15 protein-coding genes and 1 tRNA gene are annotated in these 22282 nt (G+C 65.3%); 6 read left to right on the forward strand and 10 right to left on the reverse strand.

The features are described from left to right. Positions 1-45: 45 nt before the first annotated feature. Both AC1MFL_RS16220 and AC1MFL_RS16225 read right to left on the reverse strand, forming a co-directional pair. Positions 46-537, reverse strand: a complete 492-nt coding sequence (locus tag AC1MFL_RS16220) for a GtrA family protein (protein WP_479811107.1) — start codon at positions 535-537, stop codon at positions 46-48. Positions 538-541: 4 nt separating this feature from the next. Then, positions 542-1216, reverse strand: a complete 675-nt coding sequence (locus AC1MFL_RS16225) for a DUF1684 domain-containing protein (RefSeq protein ID WP_479811109.1) — start codon at positions 1214-1216, stop codon at positions 542-544. Positions 1217-1383: 167 nt separating this feature from the next. Between AC1MFL_RS16225 and AC1MFL_RS16230 the strand changes: the two genes are divergently transcribed. Next, positions 1384-2244, forward strand: a complete 861-nt coding sequence (locus AC1MFL_RS16230; protein ID WP_479811111.1) for a hypothetical protein — start codon at positions 1384-1386, stop codon at positions 2242-2244. Positions 2245-2317: 73 nt separating this feature from the next. Then, positions 2318-3124 (forward strand): transglutaminase-like domain-containing protein, encoded by an 807-nt coding sequence (locus tag AC1MFL_RS16235; protein ID WP_479811113.1) that lies wholly within the window; start codon positions 2318-2320, stop codon positions 3122-3124. Between the two features lie 9 nt (positions 3125-3133). Here the strand turns inward: AC1MFL_RS16235 and AC1MFL_RS16240 are convergent, their stop codons facing one another. Both AC1MFL_RS16240 and AC1MFL_RS16245 read right to left on the reverse strand, forming a co-directional pair. Continuing rightward, positions 3134-3595 carry a MarR family winged helix-turn-helix transcriptional regulator gene (locus AC1MFL_RS16240; RefSeq protein ID WP_479811115.1) on the reverse strand — a complete coding sequence of 154 codons (462 nt, stop codon included), beginning with the start codon at positions 3593-3595 and terminating at the stop codon, positions 3134-3136. Continuing rightward, entirely contained in the window at positions 3595-4716 is a 1122-nt protein-coding gene (locus tag AC1MFL_RS16245; RefSeq protein ID WP_479811116.1) for an LLM class flavin-dependent oxidoreductase, read from the reverse strand. Before AC1MFL_RS16245 ends, AC1MFL_RS16240 begins: the two co-directional genes overlap by 1 nt. A gap of 259 nt (positions 4717-4975) precedes the next feature. Between AC1MFL_RS16245 and AC1MFL_RS16250 the strand changes: the two genes are divergently transcribed. The 4 genes from AC1MFL_RS16250 (at position 4976) to AC1MFL_RS16265 (ending at position 13537) form a co-directional block, all read left to right on the forward strand. After that, positions 4976-5992: a M20/M25/M40 family metallo-hydrolase gene (locus AC1MFL_RS16250; RefSeq protein WP_479811118.1), complete on the forward strand. Its 1017-nt coding sequence runs from the start codon at positions 4976-4978 to the stop codon at positions 5990-5992. 326 nt (positions 5993-6318) lie between these two features. Next, the gene (gene ectB, locus AC1MFL_RS16255) at positions 6319-7590 is read left to right on the forward strand and encodes a diaminobutyrate--2-oxoglutarate transaminase (protein WP_479811120.1); all 1272 of its coding nucleotides are present in this window, start codon (positions 6319-6321) and stop codon (positions 7588-7590) included. A gap of 257 nt (positions 7591-7847) precedes the next feature. Next, entirely contained in the window at positions 7848-9212 is a 1365-nt protein-coding gene (locus tag AC1MFL_RS16260; RefSeq protein WP_479811122.1) for an aspartate kinase, read from the forward strand. Positions 9213-9310: 98 nt separating this feature from the next. After that, positions 9311-13537, forward strand: a complete 4227-nt coding sequence (locus AC1MFL_RS16265; protein ID WP_479811124.1) for a Pls/PosA family non-ribosomal peptide synthetase — start codon at positions 9311-9313, stop codon at positions 13535-13537. Positions 13538-13562: 25 nt separating this feature from the next. Here the strand turns inward: AC1MFL_RS16265 and AC1MFL_RS16270 are convergent, their stop codons facing one another. The 6 genes from AC1MFL_RS16270 to bcp form a co-directional block, all read right to left on the reverse strand. Then, entirely contained in the window at positions 13563-16823 is a 3261-nt protein-coding gene (locus tag AC1MFL_RS16270; protein ID WP_479811126.1) for an efflux RND transporter permease subunit, read from the reverse strand. 69 nt (positions 16824-16892) lie between these two features. Further along, positions 16893-18395, reverse strand: a complete 1503-nt coding sequence (locus AC1MFL_RS16275) for a malate:quinone oxidoreductase (RefSeq protein ID WP_479811128.1) — start codon at positions 18393-18395, stop codon at positions 16893-16895. Positions 18396-18474: 79 nt separating this feature from the next. Beyond that, positions 18475-20094 (reverse strand): ABC transporter substrate-binding protein, encoded by a 1620-nt coding sequence (locus AC1MFL_RS16280; RefSeq protein WP_479815521.1) that lies wholly within the window; start codon positions 20092-20094, stop codon positions 18475-18477. Positions 20095-20420: 326 nt separating this feature from the next. Then, entirely contained in the window at positions 20421-21098 is a 678-nt protein-coding gene (locus AC1MFL_RS16285; protein ID WP_479811130.1) for a fasciclin domain-containing protein, read from the reverse strand. Positions 21099-21504: 406 nt separating this feature from the next. Further along, positions 21505-21586 (reverse strand) — tRNA-Leu (locus AC1MFL_RS16290). Between the two features lie 164 nt (positions 21587-21750). Further along, on the reverse strand, positions 21751-22224 hold the full coding sequence (gene bcp, locus AC1MFL_RS16295) for a thioredoxin-dependent thiol peroxidase (RefSeq protein WP_479811132.1): 474 nt from the start codon (positions 22222-22224) through the stop codon (positions 21751-21753). Between the last annotated feature and the right edge of the window lie 58 nt (positions 22225-22282).

Consider the following 22282-nt stretch of genomic DNA (forward strand, 5'->3'; position numbering starts at 1 on the left):
TTATCTGACAGGGCAAACAGGTCAAGTACGGCAAGCCGGGACGGATTAGCGGTGCCGGGCCCGGCGGAAGATCCAGTGCCGCAGCAGGGTGAAACGAACCGCGGTGGCAACAAAGCCGGAGAGTGTGGTGGTCCACAACTCAGCGGCGACCGTGGCGTCGGGGTTGATCCAGTGCAGGATGCCGAGGCTGCCGCCGGTGATCAGCAGCGCCACGAGGATCACGATCAGGCCGTTGAGATGGTCGCGCTTCATCCGGTGGCGTTCGGTGATCTTGAAGGTGAGCCTCCGGTTCAGCGCCGTGTTCATCAACGAGGTGAGGATCAGGGCGGTCGCGTTGGCCGGCTGCGGACCGAGGTACGGACGGAGGAAGGCATAGAGCGCCAGCGACGTCACGGTGCAGACAATTCCGACGGCGGTGAATCTCAGCAGTTGCCGGACCAGCGGGTAGCGCAGCAGGCCCCGGTGCCGGCGGCGGACGGGAACACGGACGGCAGGGCTGGCCGGGGCAGGGGAGTGCTCTTCGAGCTGGGCGTCCATCCGGTCAGTACAGCTCGCCGACCGGGATCTCCACGGCCAGGCGGTTGGACGGGCCGGGGAGGGGGCATGCCCACGCCTCGTTGTAGGCACACGACGGGTTGTAGGCGAAGTTGAAATCGACGACGAACTCGGCCTCCGGGCCGGAACCCTGCACCCCGTGGAAAGCACCCTTGATGGTGTCCAGCAGGTAGCGGCCCGCGCCGTAGCTGCCGCCGGGCTGCCCGGCCGTGGCGTCACGGAACGGCACGAAGATGCCGCCGCCGTAGCCCTTGAGCTTCCACACGGCGAGCTGGCCCAGTTCCGGCAGATCGAAAGTGCCCAGCCGGACAAAATGGACCACCCCGTCCGTCCCGGTTTCCACGTTCATTTCCCGTCCGGCGCCCTCCTTGGTGAGCGGAATGTGGAAGCGGTAGATCGGATCGTAGTCCGCCGTCTTGAGGCCGCCGAAGCTGGACTTCGCGGCCTCCGTCAGCGGCGACGCGGAATGCGTGCCGAACATCCGGTCCCGCTCCTGGCGCCAGTAGGAATGGGCCTCGGCCGGATCCTCTGCCGCGATCTTGCGCACAGTGGCGTAGAGCGCGAACGTCCGGAGCCGCCAGTCCGCGATGTCGACGGCGGAGATGTCCGCCACACTGTGCTGGTCCCCGGAAGCCGTGGGGTCAAAATCCTGATCCGCCATGTCCCCAGCGTATCCCGCTTTCCCCGTGGCGGATCGCTCCCTCGGCGCCCGGGCCCGGCGCTGTGCCGGACCCGGACTTCCGCGCCCGCCGGCCTCATCCGCCCGGGCTTCCACGAAACGCTGGTCCGGGAACTCCGGGCGCCCCGAAGTCCCGCTACGCTGGCACCATGACTGGGACGGGTACCTTCCGGCGGGCTTCGGCCCGCGGCATCCGGATCGCCGCTGCCCTGGCGCTTACAGCGGCTGCACTCTCCGGCTGCAGCACCGACAACAAGGCCAACCCCGCCTGGACGGCGGGGGGCAGCCAGGGTGCAAGCGGAGGCGTGCCTTCCGCGGAACCATCCGCCGGAAGCTCGACGCCGGGCGTGTCGCCGGACACGACGCCGGACAGGACACCGGGCGCGTCGCCGGGGTCCACGGCCTCCGGTCCGTCGGAACCCGGTTCGACGGCACCGGCCTGGAAGGTTTTCACGGATCCGGCGAAGAGAGTCAGCTTCGAGCTCCCGCAGGAGTGGATTGCCCAGTCGGTAACCCCGGAGCAGGGAACCCTGCCCGGAGCGCTCAGGATCGAGGTCAAGGACGCCAAGGGCGGCTACCTCGCCACCCTGCGGACCGGCCTCCAGCCCCAGCCGGCTCCTGCCTGCGCGGATGAGGCCGCGAAACCGTACGTCGTCGTCAGCAGTGTGCCGGTGGAACTGCCGCACCGCGCCGGCGACGGCACCATCGACCCGCATGTGGTGTTCCGGGTGATCCAGGGCTACAAGTACTTCGGCTCCTACGGCATCACCAACGTCGTCGGCGGCGCGGAAGGAAAGTCCTGCGTGCTGCAGAACCTGGTCCGCGGCCCCGAGGGCACGGGGGATTACTCTTTCGCCGACCTAACGGAGCTTAAGACGTACGCCGCGGACCAGAAGGTTGGACCGGCCAAGGCTTTTGACACCCTCTACCAGGCGGCCAAATACGTCAACGAAGGCTCGGAATTCGCCAACGTCCAGCGGATGCTAATGTCTCTGGAGATCAAAAACTAGTCCCGCACGGCCCGGACACACCCGGGCCGGAAGCGGTGACTTCACGCGCCCTACCCTCACACCCCGGAGATTCATGGAACGCTCTGTTGCCGCCCGCATGGCCTTCAAAACCGTGGCCGACACCAAGGTCGCCCTGGCGGTGTCCGTGGCACGGAACGCCGGTTACAGCGGCCTTGCGGAGTCCTTGTCCGTGACCTCCGGCGGTGAAGACGTCCCCCTCACCGAGCTTTCGGACCACCATGGGGGGCGCTTCCACTACATGGAATTCGCTGAACCCACCGAAGTGCTCGTGGAGTACACGGCCACCGTCACCGGCGTGGCGCTGCCCGAGGAACCACGGCTGATGGAACTCATCCGCTACGTCCGGCCGAGCCGGTACGCCGAGTCCGACCGGCTCCTGCCGACTGCCTACGCGGAATTCGGCGGCCTGCAGGGCAGCGAACTGGTGCATGCGGTGCGCAACTGGGTGTTCAGCGAGCTGCGCTATATCAGCGGATCCTCACGGGGGACCGACGGCGCCGTCGAGACCCTCCTGCACCGCCGCGGAGTCTGCCGCGACTTCGCCCACCTGGCGATCTCGCTGCTGCGCGCCAGGAATGTTCCGGCGAGGCTGGCCGCGGTCTACGCCCCGGGACTGAGCCCCATGGACTTCCACGCCGTGGCCGAGGCCCACCTCGACGGCGCCTGGTACGTCATCGACCCCACGGGCCTGGCGCCGCGGGAAAGCATGCTCCGGATCACCGCCGGCCGGGATTCCTCGGACACGGCATTTTTGTCGACGGTAGGCGGCAGCCTGTCCCTCACGCAACTCCAGGTCACCGCCGTCGTCGACGGCCAACTGCCGGACGAGGATCCGGCGAAGCTCGTGGCCCTCCAGTAGGGCTGCTCCTCAGCGCGCCGTCACCGAGGCCCGCAGCTTCTCCGTCAGACGCAGCAGCTCCTGCTGCTCGGCCGCCGTCAGCGCCGGGCCTACCAGAGCGGCGATGTCGCGGACGTGCTCCCGGCCGATCTGCTTCTGCAGCTCCAGCCCGGCTTCGGTGAGCCTGACCAGAACGCCGCGGCCGTCGTCCGGCGCCGGCATCCGCTCCACGAGCCCCCGCTTCTCGAGACGCTCCACGAGCCGGCTGAGGCTGGACTGGCTCAGCAGCACGTGGTCGTTCAGCTCGTTCTGGCGGAGCCATCCGGACGGACAGCGCGAGAGCGTGAACAGCACGTCGTACTCGTTCAGGGCAAGGGTTTTGAAGGCGGGGCCGGCCTGCAGCCTGCGCATGACCGCCACCTGGGCGCGGAACAGGGATTCCCAGGTTTCCGCGGCCAGACGCACCGGCGACTCGCTGGTCTTGGTGGACATCACACGCTCTTGGGGCTGGCGGTTTCGCCGGAGGACTGCCCGGCCAGGGCCAGGGTTGCGGCGACGCGTCCGGCGTGGGTGGGCGGCTCGGGGACATGGGCCGGGGTCTTCTCGGCGTATTCCTTGCGCAGGACCGGCAGGACCTCTTCGCCGAACAGGTCCAGCTGCTCCAGCACGGTCTTCAGCGGCAGGCCGGCGTGGTCGATCAGGAACAGCTGCCGCTGGTAATCGCCGAAGTACTCGCGGAAGGACAGCGTCTTTTCGATGACTTCCTGCGGGCTGCCGACGGTCAGCGGGGTCTGTGACGTGAAATCCTCGAGCGACGGGCCGTGGCCGTAGACCGGAGCATTGTCGAAGTAGGGGCGGAACTCCTTGACGGCGTCCTGCGAGTTCTTCCGCATGAAGAACTGTCCGCCGAGGCCCACAATGGCCTGGTCAGCCTTGCCGTGGCCGTAGTGCTCGTAGCGCTCGCGGTAGAGGCCGATCAGCTGCTGGTAGTGCTCCTTGGGCCAGAAGATGTTGTTGGCGAAGAAACCGTCGCCGTAGTACGCGGCGACCTCGGCGATCTGCGGCGTCCGGATCGAACCGTGCCACACAAAGGGGGCCACGCCGTCGAGCGGGCGCGGGGTGGAGGTGAAGTTCTGCAGCGGTGTGCGGTGCTTGCCGGACCAGTTGACGGTGTCCTCGTCCCAGAGGCGGCGCAGCAGGCTGTAGTTCTCGATCGCGAGTTCGATTCCGTCCTGGATGTTCTTGCCGAACCAGGGGTAGACCGGCGCGGTGTTGCCGCGGCCCAGGACCAGGTCCACGCGGCCGTCGGCCAGGTGCTGGAGCATGGCGAAGTCCTCGGCGATCTTCACCGGATCGTTGGTGGTGATCAGCGTGGTGGCCGTGGAAAGGATGATGCGCTCTGTCTGGGCGGCGATGTAGGCCAGGGCCGTGGTGGGGGAGGAGGAGAAGAAGGGCCGGTTGTGGTGCTCGCCAATGGCGTAAACATCCATGCCGATTTCTTCGACCTTTTTGGCGATCGCCACGGACGCCTTGATACGTTCGTGCTCCGTCGGGGTCCGGCCCGTGGTGGGGTCGGTGGTGATGTCGCTGACGCTGAATACGCCGATCTGCATGATGTGCCTTTCCGTGGCCGGAGTGTTCCGGGAGCTGCTTCTACTATAACCGATTTACATGCATTTGCATCTATCTAGCGGTATAACGTGCGCCGTCCCCGAATATTCCCCCGCCGGTGCCGGGCCGGTGCGCGTCCGGAGGGGGCAGTGGTCCGGCCTGCGCCCGGGCCAAATGTTCCACCAAAAATGGCCGCAGCAAGCACAGGCCCTTTCTCTGGAGCGGCCTGGACGTTATCTTCGTAGCCTGGAGGATGCCCACATGATGAAAAAGCCCGGAGGCACAGCGGCCGCCGCAATCCTGCTTGCGATCAGCCTCGTTTTGTCGGGATGCACGGCGTCGCGGCTGGCGCCGGCGGGCGGGGTGGATGCGCGGGCGGTGCTGGCTGATTTCAAGGGCCGGGGCATGATGGACCATCTTCAGGCGCTGCAGCGCATCGCTGATGAGAACGGGGGCAACCGCGCCTCCGGGACCAGCGGGTACGAGGAGTCCGCCCGCTACGTGGAGGAGCAGCTGCGCGCTGCCGGGTACAACCCCGTCCGGCAAACCTTCACCTTCCGCGGCGAGGGCAGGAACCGCAAACAGGTGGAAAGCTTCAACATCCTCGCCGATACCGGGGGCAGCGCCGAGAACACCGTGGTGGTGGGCGGCCACCTGGACTCCGTGCGCAAGGGGCCGGGCATCAACGACAACGGCAGCGGGGTCGCGGCCATCCTTGAGATCGCCCGGTGGATGAAGGAGAGCGGGATCACCCCGGTGAACCGGATCCGGTTTGCGTTCTGGGGCGGCGAGGAGGACGGCCTCTACGGCTCCCAGCACTACGTCGATGAGCTGAGCAAGACCGAGAAGGCCCAGACAGCGGCGAACCTGAACGTGGACATGATGGCCTCCCCGAACGGGGTCCGGTCCATTCACGACGGCGACGGGTCCGATTTCGGCCACGCCGGGCCGGCCGGTTCGAAGCAGATCGAGGACGTGTTCTTCCGCTTCTTCCAGGACAACTCGCTGCCGGCGGAGACCACACCCTTTGACGGCGGCTCCGATTACGACGCGTTCCTGCAGGCCGGCATTCCAACCGGCGGCCTGTTCAGCGGCGACGTGGAAAAGAAGACCCAGGCCCAGGTGCAGTCCTACGGCGGCGCCGCCGGCAAGAAACTCGATTCCTGCTACCACCAGGCCTGCGACACCATCAGCAATACCGACTCGAACCTGCTCAAGGAGATGTCCGGAGCCCTGGCCTACGCCACCGCAAGCTACGCACTGGCCCCGCGGGGCTGAGCAGCCGGGCCGCGATAACAGGGCCAAACGTCCCGTGCTTGGGCCCGGAATTATGCCCGTACGGCGGGATTGTATTGCGGTTCGCGGACTACCTGATGGACCCCGCCGCCGGGGTGAGTACAGCTAAGTAGACCGGCCCGGATACGAGTCAAGATTTAGAGTACGGCCTACGGATCCCGAAACTACCGCTGTTCCATAGCTTGGAGTCATCACCCGGTCATACTTCCTGATTGCGACATTGCGCCGCAGCAATTCGCTTGCCGTGACCGATTTCCGGATGTCTGAGCCGCACCATGGCTGGGGAATAGAACGAAGGAAAGCAACTGATGGATATTTTTGAAAATCTGGAGTCAGAAGTCCGCACCTACTGCCGCACCTGGGACACCGTCTTTGACCGGGCGTCCGGCAGCACACTCTACAGTGAGGACGGCAGGGACTATCTTGACTTCTTCTCCGGCGCCGGGGCTCTGAATTACGGACACAACAACCCCGAGCTCCTCCGACCGCTCGTCGAATATCTTCTCTCCGGAGCAATTGTTCACTCCCTCGACATGAAAACAGTTGCCAAACGCCGCTTCCTGGAAACATTCAACGAGCTGATCCTCAAACCCAGGAACTATGACTACAAAGTCATGTTTCCCGGCCCCACTGGAACAAACTCGGTGGAAGCGGCCTTGAAACTGGCGCGAAAAGTCACCGGCAGGCCACACATCATCAGCTTTACCAACGCATTCCATGGAATGACGCTTGGATCTTTGTCAGTGACGGGCAATTCAATGAAGCGGGAGGGCGCGGGGGTTCCGCTGACAAACACCTCCAGCATGCCCTACGACGGATTTCTTGACGGCCAGACGCCTGACTTTCTCTGGATGCGTCATGCGCTGGAGGACAGCGGCTCCGGTGTCGAATTACCCGCCGCAGTGATCGTGGAAACGGTTCAGGGCGAGGGCGGCCTGAGAGCCGCCCGCGCTTCCTGGCTGCGTGGTCTTGCCGAATTGTGCCACCAGCACGGCATCCTGGTCATCGTCGACGATGTGCAGGCGGGATGCGGCCGCACGGGAACTTTTTTCAGTTTTGAAGACGCCGGCATAACACCCGATATCGTGTGCCTCTCCAAGTCCATTTCAGGTTTCGGTCTGCCCTTGTCCCTGACCCTCTTCAAACCGGAGTTGGACATCTGGAAGCCGGGGGAGCACAACGGGACGTTCCGGGGACACAACCCCGCGTTCGTGACGGGAACCGCTGCCCTCGAGCATTTTTGGCAGGACCGGAGATTTGAAACGAAAGTCGCCGGGCTTTCTTCCCAGTTGCACGAGGGGCTCGCCCAGATCGCGGCGGGCACCGATGGTGCCCGCGTGCGGGGCCGGGGCCTGCTTGCAGGCATTTACTACCCTGACCACCAAGTGGCGGGGAAGATTGCGGCGGAGTCGTTCGCCCGCGGCCTGCTGGTGGAAACCTCCGGGCCGGAGGGAGAAGTCATCAAGACGATGCCGGCGCTGACAATTGACCCCCGGGACCTCCTGAGGGGACTCGACATTCTTGCCGAAGCTGCAGAGTTTGCGACCGGGGGGAAGGTGGCAGTGAAGTCTATTGCCTAGGAAGCGAGGCCGGGGGGACATAAACGGCTACCAGCGACCGATCAGATTTAGGAACGGCAAATGAGCACCCAACATTCAGCAACGGCAATTCAGCATGGATTCAGCGCAGCAGGCGCCGCATGTCTGCGGGCAGCCCCTGCCAGGTGCAGGACGTCATCGGTGGTCCCGGCGAGGCATCGTCCATCGCCGGCCGGACTGTTGGGCCTCGGCTCGTGCTAAATGAAGGAGCCCGGGAGACCCCCCGGGGGAGCATCATCGTGCAAAAGTTCGGGGGCTCATCCCTTGCGGACCCCTCGGGCATCCTCCGTGCGGCCCAGCGCATAGCCATGACGCGGGAGAACGGCTACCAGGTTGTCGCGGTTGTATCCGCCATGGGCGACACGACCGATGAACTGTGCGACATGGCCGCTGAAGTTTCCCGCAGACCGCGTCCCAGCGACCTCGATGCGCTGCTGAGCACGGGCGAACTTGTGTCCTCGGCCCTGCTGGCCATCGCACTGGCAGATCTTGGCCACGCGCCCGTTACCTTCACGGGCAGCATGGCGGGCCTCATCACCGACAACGTTCACGGCAAGGCCCAGATCACCGACGTCAGACCCGACCGCATCCGTACCTCCCTGGCCCGCGGGGAAGTCCCGATTGTTGCGGGGTTCCAGGGACGGACGAGGAAAGGGAAGAGGGTGACCACCCTCGGCCGGGGTGGCTCGGACCTCACGGCAGTGGCGCTGGCCGCGGCCCTGGGTGCCGGCATCTGCGAGATCTATACGGATGTGGACGGTGTCTACACCGCGGATCCGCGGATTGTCCCGAGAGCCCGCAAGATAGGGGTGCTCTCGAGCGAAGTCATGCTTGAGTTCGCGGCCTCCGGATGCAAGGTGCTCCACCTGAGGTGTGTGGAATACGCCCGCCGGTTCGGTATTCCGATCCATGTGAGGTCCTCGTTCGTTCCGGAACTGGGAACCCTGATCCTGCCTGGCCTCGACCGCCACCCGTTCCGCAAGCCCGTCAGGGAGCAGCCCGTCGTGACGGGAGTGGGTGGGGTGAACTCGGCTGTGAAAGTCATCGTTCTGGGCGTCCCCGAACAGCCGGACAGCATGGCACGCCTGTTCCAGGTGCTTTCGCGGTCAGGGGTGAACGTCCAGACAATCGTCCAAAGCGCGAATGGAACAGGTTCCAGGCGTTCCGACGTTGCCCTGATAATCCCGGCACCGGAGGCGTCACCCGCCCTCGCCGTGCTGGGTGCTGCCCAGTCGACCATAGGATTCGAGGGCCTGCAGCACCGCGGCGACGTCGGCAGGGTTTCCGTCACCGGGGTGGGGATGCGGTCCTCGCCGGACGTCGTCTGCACCTTCCTGTGGACCCTGTCAGAGGCCGGTATCGACGTCGATTTGGTCGAGATTTCGGAGACCTATGTCGCGGCCATCACCCGCGCGGAGCGGCTCGAGGAAGCCGAACGCGTCGTCCGGCTGGCATTCGGCATGGTCCCGGCACTCGAGCCGACCGCTGGATCAGGCCCCCCGGCGGCCCGCGGCCGGGACCTGGACGGCGACGCCCGCTGGGGCCATGATCCTGGCCATCGCCTGCGTGGGTTGGCGGCGAGCCACGCCTCGCGGAGCGGCTAGCAGCACATCAAATCCTGAACAACACCGCAGTCCGGTCTGAGCCTTCGGGAGATGAGCGATCTGTCCGCGGCACGTCACTTCTTCAGAAGGAGGCAAACATGAGTAAAACGGTGAAAGTCCGCACTGGCGTCACCGCCCCTGCCGAGTTGCGGGGCAAGGTGCTCTCCGACGGCGGACCGTTGGAGGGCAAGGTCCTGACGTCCGCTGCTTCGGACCAGGCCGCCCGCTGGCAGCTGGGCGAACGGCTGGATCAGCTGTTTGAGGATCTCTGTGACCGGGTGGAGGCCCAGATTGCGGTGGACGCCGACGACGTCGTCCTGAGCTATCTGGAGCTGGATGGGCGGGCGAACCAGCTTGCGCGGCACCTTTTGGCCTGTGGGGCCCGGCCGGGGGACCGCATCGCGTTGCTGTTCGACCAGCCGTGGCGCGCCTATGTGGCGATGCTCGCCGTGCTGAAGATCCGTGCGGCCTATGTGCCCCTGGATGCTGGGTTCCCCCCGGACCGGCTGAAGTACATCGTGGAAGATGCGGACGTGGCGCTGGTGCTGTCACTGTCACATCTGAAGGACCTTCTGCCGGAGGTGGCCGCCGCGACGGTCTGTCTTGACCTCGTCCAGGCGCAGGTCGACGCCGAAGACCCCGCCCGCATGAACGGCTCGCTGACGGGCGGCAAAGACGATGAACTGGCCTACATTATCTACACTTCAGGTTCGACCGGCCGGCCGAAGGGTGTGGCCGTTGAGCACGCCAGTATCTGCAATTTCGTCCGTGTTGCGTCAGCCATCTACGGCATAGAGCCCTCGGACCGCGTCTACCAGGGAATGACGATCGCCTTTGATTTTTCGGTGGAGGAAATCTGGGTCTCCTGGATGGCAGGGGCCACCCTGGTGCCCAAGCCGGTCGGACCCAGCCTGCTCGGTGCCGAGCTCGCCGAGTATCTGCAGGACAGGCGCATCTCGGCCCTTTGCTGTGTTCCGACGCTGCTGGCGACCCTTGACGAAGACCTTCCCGGTCTCCGGTTCCTGCTGGTCTCCGGCGAGGCGTGCCCCAGGGACCTCGTCACCCGCTGGCACCGCCCCGGCCGGCGCTTCCTGAACGTCTACGGTCCCACCGAAGCAACCGTCACGGCCACGTGGGCGCTCCTTGACCCCGATAGGCCGGTGTCGCTGGGAGTGCCCCTGCCCACCTACTCGGCTGTCATCCTGGACCCGCACGAATCCCGGGCCTTGCCGGCCGGGGAATCGGGCGAAATCGGTCTGGCAGGGGTCGGGCTGGCGCGGGGCTACGTGAACCGTCCGGATCTCACGGAACAGGCCTTCATTCCGGACTTCCTCGGAATCGGGAACAATCCTTCCGGCCGGATTTACCGGACCGGGGATCTGGGCCGGATCAACGCCGACGGGGAAATCGAATATTTCGGGCGGATCGATACCCAGGTCAAGATACGCGGCTACCGGATCGAACTGACCGAAATCGAGTCCCTGCTCCTGCAGCTTCCCGGAATCGCGCAGGGTGTCGTTGAGACCTTCGCGACGGAGAACGGGTCAGTGGAACTGGCCGCGTACTACACGCCCCGCCAGGACGTGGCCGGCGTTGACGCCCGTGAGATCCGGGAGATGCTCCGCACCCGGCTTCCCGGCTATATGGTTCCAGGGTATTTTGAACAGCTGGAGTCGATGCCCATGATGGCCAGCGGCAAGGTGGACCGGAAACGTCTGCCCCGGCCGACGCATCGGCTCAGCCTGGCTGGCGACGGGTCCTACACTGCCCCGGCCACGGAGTCCGAGAAGGCCCTGGCGGCCCAGCTCGGTGCCGTGCTGGGCCTGGAGAAAGTGTCGACGGACGCGCATTTCTTCAACGACCTGGGCGCCGATTCCTTGCTGATGGCACACTTCTGCGCCCGCGTCAGGAAAGAAACCGGGCTGCCGCCCGCGGCTATGCAGGACATCTACCAGCACCCGACGGTGCGGCAGCTCGCCGAATGCCTCCAGGCAAGGAGCATCGAAGCGGAACTGATCCCGGGCGTGCCGGGGGTTGAGACTGCACCGCCGGCGGCCCCGCCCCGCGCCAGCTCCTTCGAGTATTTCTCCTGCGGTGCCATCCAGCTGCTCGTATTCCTGGGCTACACGACGTATGCCGCCTGGCTGCTGGTGTTCGGCTTCGAATGGGTGTCCGGGGGAACCACACTACTCGAGATGTGGTTACGGTCCATCGGCTTCGGGATCGCCACCTTCCTGCTCCTGTCCCTCACGCCGGTTTTCGTGAAATGGGCTCTCGTGGGGAGGTGGAAGCCCGGTCTGATTCGCATCTGGAGCCTGGCCTACGTCCGGTTCTGGGCAGTCAAGACCCTGACTCGGGCCAATCCCCTCGTTCTGTTTGCAGGATCGCCCCTCTACGTGCTGTACCTGCGTCTCCTCGGGGCAAAAATCGGCAAGGGGGTCGTGATCTTCTCCCGGACGGTGCCCGTATGCACGGACCTGCTCACCATCGGCGATAACACCGTCATCCACAAGAACTCCTATTTCCTCTGCTACCGGGCACGCCCGGGTGTCCTTGAAATGGGGCCGGTGACTCTGGGAAAGAACGTCCTGGTGTCGGAGACGACGACTTTTGACATCGGTACGTCGATGGGGGACGACACCCAGTTGGGCCACTCCTCGGCACTGCAGACCGGGCAGGCGGTACCCGACGGACAAAGCTGGCACGGGTCCCCCGCCGTGCGAACCAGTACCCAGTACCGGCGGGTACCCGACGCGAACTGCAGCACCCGCCGCCGGGTGATCTTCAGCCTGCTCCAGTTGTTCAACCGCCTTGTCCTCGTCGTCCCGGTCGGTGTCCTCGGCCTTGCCGCCCTGCTGCCGTCCTACCTGGACACCGGGCACCTGCAGCCGGGTGCCCCTGAGTTCTTTGTCGACACCGCGGCCGTGACGATGCTCATCTTCATCGCGGGGCTGGTCGGCGGGCTGATCTTTGTCGTCACAGTTCCGCGTCTGCTGAACGTCTTCCTCACCACTGACAAGGTCTACCCGCTCTACGGGCTGCATTATTCCTTGCAGCGGATGATGTCCGGGATCTCCAACGTCCCGCTGTATAAGAGTCTCTTCGGCGACAGCTCCTACATCGTGCACTACCTGCAGGCACTGGGCTACGACCTTAACAAAGTGGTGCAGACCGGATCAAACTTCGGTCCGGCCGTGGGCCACGAGTCACCCTTCCTCTGCAGCGTCGGAACGGGAACCATGGCCTCGGACGGTCTGAACATGATGAACGCCGACTTCACCAACACCTCATTCCGCCTCTCACGTGTCAGCGTCGCCAGCCGCAACTTCCTCGGGAACAACATCAACTTCCCGATCGGAGCCCGCGTGGGGGAGAACTGCCTGCTCGCTACCAAGGTGATGGTGCCGATCGACGGCCCGGTTCGGTCCGACGTGGGCCTGCTGGGATCACCGCCGTTTGAAATCCCCAGGTCTGTGCAGCGTGACGCTCAGTTCGATGAACTGAGACTTGAGGAGGCGAAGAACCGACTCCTCCCGGCAAAGAACCGTTACAACGTCGGAAGCATGGCTTTCTACCTGGCCAAAAACTGGGTCCTGCTGTACGTCGGGACACTCTGTGGTGCTGTAGCGGTTCCGGCGTACGGTGTCTTAGGTGTGCTGGCGGTATCGGGCGTCATGCTCGGCTTTAGGTTATTCAGCACGTTCTTCTCCATCCTGGTGGAGCGCTCCGTCATGGGGTTCCGCCGGCTGAAGCCCGAATATTGTTCCATCTACGACCATTACTTCTGGCAGCACGAACGGCTCTGGAAACTGTTGACCAGTGCGCCCTTCGGAGGAACACCGTTTAAGTCCATGTTCTGGAGAATGTTGGGTGTCAAAGTCGGCAAGCGGCTCTACGACCCCGGCGCCGGCATAATAGAGAAAACACTCGTGACCATCGGTGATGACTGCGCACTCAACGAGGGATCGCTCATCCAGGGCCATTCCATGGAAGACGGAACGTTCAAGTCAGGCCCGATCGTCCTGGGCAATCGCTGCAACCTGGGCGTCACAGCGTTCGTCCACTACGGCGTGACGATGGGCGACGGCTCAACTCTGGAGGCCGACGCCTTCCTGATGAAAGGCGAGGACGTCCCGGAAAACGCGACGTACGTTGGCAACCCGGCCCGCGAGGTCATCGCCCCGCAGGGCGGCCAGCGCCCGGTACCCTTGCCCAGCGGGCCGCGCCACCGGGCGTTGACGGCGGGGGCCGGCAGGCCGCTGATGCCGGCGCGGGCGGCCCACAGCCCCCATGCCCCGCGCCGCCACAAGGCGGTCCGGATCTGACGGGACGGCCCGGGCCGGCAGGCCGCTAATGCGAGCCCGAGGGGACCCGTGCGTCGTCGGGAACATCGTCGGGGAAATCATCGGGGACGGCCCCGGGGGCGGCCCGGCGGCCGCGGCTGCGGGAACTGGCGGTTCCCTCCCCGTCAGCCGTACCGCTGCTCCCGGCAACGGGCCCGGCCTTGGCCAGGGCCTTCCGCTCGCGCCGGCCCTCCACCAGGCGGTACAGCACCGGGACCAGGACCAGGGTCAGGGCGGTGGAGGAGATCAGGCCGCCGATCACCACGATGGCGAGCGGCTGGGAGATGAAGCCGCCGCCGCCGGTCAGGCCCAGGGCCATCGGTGTCAGCGCGAACACGGTGGCCAGCGCCGTCATCAGGATCGGCCGGAGCCGCTGGCGGGCGCCATGCGTGATCGCGTCCGCCACGCTCATCCCGGGCTCGCCGTTCCGCGGCTGGCGGTATTGGTTGATGAGGTCGATCAGCACGATCGCGTTGGTCACCACGATGCCCACCAGCATCAGCATGCCGATCAGTGAGGGCAGTCCCAGCGGGACCCCGGTGATGAGCAGCAGCCCGATGGCGCCGGTGGCCGCGAACGGCACGGAGACGAGTAGGATCAGCGGCTGGATGAGCGACTTGAATGTGGCCACCATGATCACGTAGACGATGGCGATGGCGGCCAGCAGGGCGAGGCCGAGCTGGGCGAAGGATTCGGCCTGCTGGGTCGTGGCGCCGCCGATTTCTGCGGTGACACCGGCGGGCAGCTGGACAGTCTTGAGCCGGGCCTGCACTTCGGTGCTCACCGCGCCGAGGTTGGCGCCCGACGGCGTGACGGACACGCGTGCGGTCCGCTGGCCGTTGCTCGCGGTAATCGAGACCGGAACGTCGACCTGCTCCACGGAGGCGATGCTGACCAGCGGCACGGGACCTGCCGGCGTCGGCAGCGGGGTCTGCCGGACGGCGTCGATGCTGGTGAAGCGGGTCCCTTCGCCGATGCGGACCGGGTAGTCGTTGGTGTCGATGCGCACGGTTCCGGCCGGGATGGGGCTGACGGTGGAGGCAAGCACCCCTGCCACCTGTTGCTCGCTCAGGCCGGCGGCGACGGCTTTGGCCCGGTCGACCTTGACCTGCACCACCGGTTGGCTGGCGGCCAGGTTGGTGGCGACCTCGGAAGCCCCGGGGACACCGTCCATCGCCTGGACCATGGTATCGCTCGCGGCGCGCAGATCGGCGCTCGTTGCCGCCTTGAGCGTAATGTCCACGGTCGATGACGTGCCGAAGCCGCCCTGCTGGGAGCCCACGGTGATCTTGCCCGAGTCAGGGATCCTGGCGAGTTCGCTGCGGACGGTGTCCTTGAGTTTGGACTGGTTGGCCTTCTCCTCCGTCACCACGGTGAAGCTGGAGTTCGAGGCGCCGGCTGACAGCAGCGCTGAGAAGCCGGTCTGGGCGTTGCCGGTGGTGGCCTGGACGTCCTTGACGCCGTCGATGCCCCGCAGCACCTCCTCAACCTTGATCGCGGAGGCGCTGGCCTCGGCGAGGCTGGTCCCGGCGGGGAGCGCCTGCTTGACGGTCATGCTGTTTTCGCCGGAGTTGCCCAGCAGATCGGTGGCCAGCAGCGGGGTCATGGCGGCGGTGCCGCCGAGGACCAGCAGGGCCGCGATCAGGGTCACAACCGGATGCTTCTGGGTCTTGGTCAGGATCGGCAGGTAGCCGCGCTGCAGGACAGTGCGTTGCTCCGCCTCATGGGCTGTGGCGGCGATTTCCCGGGCAGAGGCTTCCCTGGCTGAGGCTTCCCGGGCTGCGCCCGGCCTGTCGGCGGGGTTGCGCAGGAACCAGTAGGCCAGCACCGGAACGATGGTCAGGGAAACGAGCAGCGAGGACAGCAGGGCGATGGTGACGGTCAACGCGAAAGGCCGGAACAGTTCTCCGGCCAGTCCGGCCACAAAGGCGATCGGCAGGAACACGGCCACGGTGGTGAGGGTGGAGGCCGTGATGGCGCCGGCGACTTCGCGGATGGAGGTCTGGATCGCCGTGATCTTCGCCTCGCCGTAGCTCAGATGGCGTTTGATGTTCTCGATCACCACGATCGAGTCGTCCACGACGCGGCCGATCGCGATGGTGAGTGCGCCGAGCGTCAGGATGTTCAGCGAGTAGCCGGTGGCCGAAAGCCCGATGAACGTGATCAGCAGTGACAGCGGGATGGAAACCGCCGTGACCAGGGTGGCGCGCACGGACATCAGGAACACCAGGATCACCCCAACGGCGAAGCCGAGGCCGAGCAGGCCCTCCGTGGTGAGGTCCTTGATGGACTTCTCGATGAACGGCGCCTGGTCAAAGATCGGTGTGAACCGGGCGTTGGAGCCAAGCTCGGCCTCGAGCTGCGGGAGGGAATCCTTGACCGCGTGGGAGATGGCGACCGTGTCGCCTTCGGGCTTTTTGGTGACGGAAAGGGCGAGGGTTTCCTGGCCGTTGGTCCGGGTGATCGAGGTGCGGGCATCCTCGGCGATGCTGACGTCCGCGACGCTGCCGATTGTTGCGGCGTTCTTGGCGCCGCCGAGCGGGAGCGCTTTGATCGCGTCGAGCGAGTCGACCGGGCTGCCGATCTGGAGCGAAAGGGTCTTGCCCTGTTCCTCGATGGTGCCGGCCGGAACGAGGGTCCCGTTGTTCTTGAGCGCCTCGCTGATGGACTGGATGCTCACACCGGCGGCTGCCATGGCCGCGGGGCGGGGGAGGATCTTGATGTGCTCCGTGGCGCCGCCGGTCACGTCGGCGCCGCGGACGCCGTCGATCTTTTGTAGCCGAGGCACGGTGAGCCGGGACAGGTCGGCGTTCAGCTCGCTCAGGGGCTTGTCGGACGAGACCGCGAGGAACACGATCGGGAAATCGCTGATGCTCCCGGCGATCGCCTGGGGCTGGACGTCGTCGGGCAGCGACCGTTTGGCGTTGGAAATGGCCCGGTCGATCTGGTTCCGGGCACGGTCCAGGTTCGAACCGTAGGTGAACGCCATGCTGATCTGGGAGACACCGTTGCGCGAAGTGGACGTCGTCGACTCCAGGCCCTCCACGCCCCTGAGCGCCGTCTCCAGCGGGCTGCTGACCTGTTTGTCCACCACTTCCGGGGAGGCGCCCGGCATCGACGTGATCACCGTGATCTGCGGGAACTCGATGGACGGGATGAGCTCCTGCTTGAGCGAGGACATCGTGATCACGCCGAAGACCGCCGCAAAGACGGTCACCAGCGCAATCAGGGCCCGGTTGGCCAGTGACAGCTTTGCGAGCCGGAACATCTCATTGTCTCCTGATGGGTCGACGGACGTACTTCAAGGGATCAAACCGACCGCAACCCGGAGTGGGCCTCAGTTGCGCGTGCTGACCGGTTCCAGCTGCAGTGCCTTGGCCGTGGCCGCCTCGAGCTGGGCGGCGAGGTCCGGGTTCTCGTTGAGCTTGACGCCATACCCGGGCATCATCTCCTTGAACCGGGGCTGCCAGCCCTTGAACTGCTTCGGGAAGGACTTCTGAAGCAGCTCGATCATGATCGGCACCGCGGTGGACGCGCCCGGGGACGCACCCAGCAGGGCGCCGATGGAACCGTCGCGGCCGGCGATGACTTCAGTGCCGAACTGCAGCACGCCGCCCTTCTTCGGGTCCTTCTTGATGATCTGTACACGCTGGCCGGCGGTGATGAGTTCCCAGTCGCCGTCTTTTGCGGTGGGGTAGTACTCGCGCAGGGCCTCAACCTTGGCGCCGTGCCGCTTGGCGACTTCCTTGATCAGGTAAGCGGTGAGGTCCATGTTGTCCTTGCCCACGGCCAGCATCGGGATGATGTTGGAGGGCCGGATCGACAGCGGCAGGTCCAGGTACGAGCCGTGCTTCAGGAAGTTCGTGGAGAATCCGGCGTACGGGCCGAACAGCAGTGAGCGCTTGCCGTTGACGAAGCGGGTATCCAGGTGCGGTACCGACATGGGCGGGGCACCGACGGACGCCTGGCCATAGACCTTGGCGCTGTGCTGGGCCGCAAGCGTCTCGTCGGTGCAGCGGAAGAACTGGCCGGAGACCGGGAAGCCACCGTAGCCTTTGCCTTCCGGAATGCCGGAGGCCTGCAGCAGATGCAGTGCTCCGCCGCCGGCGCCCACGAAGACGAACTTCGCGTGGATCGAGCCGTGTTCGCCGGAACCGGGGTGCTTGATCGCGAGGTCCCAGCCGCCGTCGGAAGCGCGCTTGATGCCGGAGACATTGTGGCCGTAGTTGACCTCGACGCCGTTGTTCCCGAGGTAGGTGGTCAGCTCACGGGTGAGGGCGCCGAAGTCGACGTCGGTCCCTTCCGCGGCGCGGGTGGCGGCAATGCGCTGCTTCGGGTCGCGGCCCTTGACGATCAGGGGGGCCCATTTGGCGATCTGGGCGTGGTCCTCGGAATACTCCATCGAGCGGAACAGCGGGTTCGGCTTGAGCGCCTCGTAGCGGGTGCGCAGGAACTTGGCGTTCTCCTCGCCGATCACGAAGCTCATGTGCGGAACCGTATTGATGAAGCCCTTGGGGGAGCCGATCATTCCATTGGTGACGAGGTGCGACCAGAACTGGCGGGACAGCTGGAACTGCTCGTTGATGAGGAGGGCCTTGGCGGGATCCACCGAACCGTCTTTGGCCGCGGGGGAGTAATTAAGCTCACACAGTGCGGCATGGCCGGTACCGGCATTGTTCCAGGGGCCGGAGCTTTCCAGTCCCGGCTCATCCAGCTTCTCGAACAGGGAAATAGTCCAGTTCGGCTCGAGCTGCTTCAGGAAAGCACCGAGCGTGGCGCTCATGATGCCGCCGCCAATCAGGACGACGTCGGCATGTTGGGTCTTGGAAATGAAAGTCACGATCAGTCTCCGATAGCAGCGGGTCTGGCTGTCACAGAATATCCCCGCAGCACCCTCATACTGAAATTGGGTCGGTCCGTCAAGGCTTTAGCTCCACCTTCGTGAAAACTTCATTCAGGACCGGTGACGCCGGGTACTTCAGCACGCGGTCCGAGAGGGCCAGCGCCGAGATCGGGAACGCAATCGGCACGGCGGGGACCGTGGCGGCGATCTGTGCGTTGATGGTCTGGTACTGCTCGGTCCGCTCCTTGCCCTCAGGCAGGCCGCGCGCCCGGGCGATCTTGGAGAAGACCTGCGGGTCCTGGTAGCCGAACTCGCCGGTATTCTCGCCAAAGAGCGGGCCCACGAAGTTGTCCGGGTCGGAGTAGGAACCGTTCCAGCCCAGCAAATGCAGGGCGTGGTCGCCGGGGGACGTGACTTTCTGGAGGTAGCCCTCGGACCATTCGACCGGCACCGGCTTGATGTTCAGTCCGACGGCGGTGAGCTGCTTGCTGATTTCCGCGTAGACCTTTTCCGGCGTCGGCAGATACGGCCGGGTGACGTTCAGCGGGTAGTAGAACTTCAGTTCCTCGCCCTTGTAGCCGGCCTCGGCCAGCAGTTCCTTGGCCTTTTCCGGATTGTGGCCCAGGGACGGTGCGTTGTTGTTGAAGCCGCTGAGCTTCGGCGGCACGAACTGGGTCGCCTGGGCGGTGTTGTCAATAAAGAACCTGCGGATCAGCGTGTCCTTGTCCAGCGCCATTTCGATGGCCTGGCGGACCTTGAGGTTCTGCAGGATGGGCACTTCCTGGTTCATGCCTAAATACATGACGGAGAAAGGATCCCGTTGGATGATCTGCTTTCCACGCTTCACGAGCTGGTCGAAGTTGCCCACGGTCACGGCGTCATAGGCATCGATCTTGCCCTCAAGCAGGGCCTGCATCCGGGTCTGGGTCTGATCGTAGGTGACGAAATGGATCGTCCCGATCTGGCCTTTATCCCCCCAGTAGTCCTTGTTGCTGGTGAGCGTGACGCTGCCCGCCTCCCAGGAACTGAAGGTGTAGGGACCGGTCCCGACCGGGTGGAGACCGTAGGCGGAGACCGGCTGGCCGTCGCGGCTTTGGTTCAGTTCGTCGGCGTTCTGGGACTTGAGCGCCTGGGGTGAGGAGATGGCGAAGGCGGGCAGGGTGAGGGCCTGCAGGAACCCGGTGAAGGGCTGGGTGAGCTCGATCCTGACGTTGTCCGGCGCCAGGGCGGTGCAGCCCTTGTAGATCGAAAGGGACGCCTGATCGGCGTGCGCCTTGAAGACGCCCTTGAACGTGGTCCCCGGAGCTTGCTTCCGCAGCGCTTCGGGGAAGTTGAACCAGCGGTCGAAGTTGCTGCAGACTGCGGCGGCGTCGAAGGCTGTCCCGTCCTGGAAGGCCACTTTCCCGCGGAGTTTGAACGTGTAGGCGCGGCCTTCGTCGCTTGTGTTCCACTCTGTCGCCAGCAGCGGGGTGGGCTGTCCGGTGGTCTGGTCCACACCGACGAGCCCTTCCAGGACCTGGCGGGTGATCCGGTACGACTCAATATCGGAGACAACCGCCGGATCCAGCCCGAGCGGCTGTGAGCCGGTGCCGAACGTGAAAACTGCGCTGGGTTCGGCGTCGGTGGAGCTGGCCGAGGCGGACGCGGACCCGGGCCCTGGTCCGGGGGCGCCGGTGCACGCGGCGAGCGGCAGCATCAGGAGCACGGCACCGAAGCCGGCTGCAATGCGGCGCACTGCACGGGCGCGAGCCGTGCTGGGGCGCACGGTACCGCTGGTCACTGTACTTCTGGGCACTCGGGAATCACCTCGGGGGACTCTGGGTGGACCGCCGGCTGCGGAACAGGCCCATTCTAGTTGACCGGCCGGGAGGATCGCTGTGAACCGGGCAGGCTCACCCGGAGGCTGTGCCGGGGGTGCCCGGCGCACACAAATGAAGGCCCGCACCATCGGTGCGGGCCTTCATTTCTCCCAGTTGGTCCAGTGAGTCAGGCTGGGACCGCAGCAGGAGCGTTCAGTGCTGCCTACTTGGGCATCAGTACCGAATCGACCATGTAGACGGTGGCGTTGGCAGTCATGACGCCGCCGCAGACAACGTTGGCGTCGTCAGCCTTGAGCGCGTCCTTGGTGCCGGTGACCGTGATGGTGCCGCCCTGGACCGTCTTGTGCGTGCCGACGATTTTGTCCGGGCTGATCTTGCCGGGGACCACGTGGTAGGTCAGGATCTTGCTGAGCAGGGCATCGTCCGTCTTCAGCGTTTCGATCGTGGCGGCGTCGATCTTCTTGAATGCGTCATCCGTCGGTGCGAAGACAGTGAATTCGCTGCCGTTCAGCGTGTCCACCAGATCGACCTTCGGGTTGAGCTTGCCGGAAACCGCCGCAGTCAGGGTGGTGAGGATCGGGTTGTTGGACGCCGCAACCGCTACCGGGTCCAGGGCCATTCCGGAGACGGAGCCGGCGCCGCTGGGGACCTGGGCGGCGTAGGCGGCGCAGCCGGAACCAACGAGGTTGGCGGCCGGATCCATCGCTGCTGCCGAGCTGGCGGACGGCGACGGTGCCATGGACGATGCCATCGGTGTGGACGCCGGAGCCGAGGAGCTCGGTGCCGCCGCGGTGGTGGATCCGCCGCAGGCAGTGAGGCTGAGCATGGCTGCAGCAGCGATACCTGCAACGGAAAGTGTCGTGCGCTTGATGTTCTGCATTTCGGTTTCTCCTTTGTTGTGCCGATTATTGCCAGCGGCGGACTATTCCCGCTCTGGCCCTTTTCCGACTTGTCGGGCACCGACCCTTGGTTGGTGTCTCAATGGGTATTCGCGGAGTCGGGGGAAACGGATGGGTACTGGATGGGAATTCTTTTTTCGCGGCCGGTTCTGGCCGCCCCGCCCCGGTTCCAGGCGGTTCCGGGCGCTTTGGGCGGCCCCGGCGGCCCGGGGTTGCGGGGGCCCGTGCAGTCAATCCGGAGGCAAAACAGGGAAGGCTCAGCCCTTTTTTCAAGGCAGCGGCCTTGGGGACATCGCAGAGCACTGGCCGTTAGGAATCGGCGGTTAAGAAGGAACGGGCGGTTAAGAAAAGAAAGCCCCGGTCCGAAGACCGGGGCTTTCCCTAATGTGCGCAAGGGGGGATTTGAACCCCCACGCCCGAAGGCACAGGAACCTAAATCCTGCGTGTCTGCCAATTTCACCACTCGCGCGCGGCGCCGTAGCTCGGCAGGTCCTGGGACCGTCGAGGGCGGATGCCAGGCTCCATTGTACATTTCGCAACGCACCTGGCGGCGCCGTCCGGTTGGCTGCCCGCCCGGGCGCCCGGGCGCCGTCCTCCGGTCGCCGGCGGGCGCCGCCGGGCGCCGTCCGGTGTCTAGCCGTCGATCCTGAGGTCCCGGCGGAGCTTAGCGACATGCCCGGTGGCCCGGACGTTGTACTGCGCCATGAGGACCTTCCCCTCGGGGTCGACGACTACCGTGGACCGGATCAGCCCTTCGTAGGTCTTGCCATAGTTTTTCTTCTCCCCCCAGGCCGCGTACGCCCCGGCGACAGCATGGTCCGGGTCCGACAGCAACGGAAAGGTCAGGGCCTCTGCGGCGGCGAATCTGGCGAGCTTTTCCACCGGGTCGGGGGAAATGCCGACGACCTCGTAGCCGGCCTGCTGCAGAGACGCCAGGGAATCGCGGAAATCGCAGGCTTCCTTCGTGCAGCCGGGGGTGGAGGCCGCCGGGTAGAAGTAGACCACCGTGCTGCGGCCATGGAAATCCCCGAGGGAGACCTCCACGCCATCGGAATTCTTCAGCGTAAAAGCTGGCGCCGGATCACCGGGGGTAAGTCGTTCAGGCAAGGTGTGCTCCTTCTCAAGGCGGTCTGAGGCTGGTGTAATTCCAGCCTAATGAGGGTTG

It is taken from the genome of Arthrobacter sp. BG3, assembly GCF_056680185.1.